The following is a 519-nucleotide window of genomic DNA, read 5'->3' on the forward strand; positions in this document are numbered from 1 at the left end:
TCTCGCTGGCACGATCCCCTGCATGGTCATGTGCCCCCTTCACGGTTTATTCCTCTCGCAGAAGAGATTGGTGAAATCGAAAATATTGGGCGCTGGGTCATCGCGGAAGCTTGCCGTCAGTTAGCAGAATGGCGTAGCCAGAATATTCATATCCCGGCATTATCCGTGAACTTGTCGGCGCTGCACTTTCGCAGTAATCAACTGCCTAATCAGGTGTCTGATGCAATGCACGCCTGGGGTATTGACGGCCACCAGCTGACGCGAGGAGTCACGGAAGGCATGATGATGGAACACGATACCGAAATCTTTAAGCGCATTCAGATCCGGCGTGATATGGGCGTGGGCTTATCGGTAGATGATTTTGGTACGGGCTTTTCCGGATTATCCCGCTTAGTCAGTCTTCCGGTAACGGAAATCAAAATTGACAAAAGTTTTGTCGATCGTTGTCTGACCGAAAAACGCATCCTTGCCTTACTTGAAGCCATTACCAGCATTGGGCAAAGCCTCAATTTAACCGTC

General features: G+C 50.1%; 1 protein-coding gene. It reads left to right on the forward strand.

Going from position 1 to position 519, the window contains the following annotated elements:
• Positions 1-519 (forward strand): EAL domain-containing protein (locus tag K0040_RS22410; RefSeq protein ID WP_228110434.1); only part of this gene is annotated, 519 nt, incomplete at both ends.

The organism is Terrisporobacter petrolearius, assembly GCF_020748185.1.
Classification (GTDB): Bacteria; Bacillota; Clostridia; order Peptostreptococcales; family Peptostreptococcaceae; genus Terrisporobacter; species Terrisporobacter petrolearius.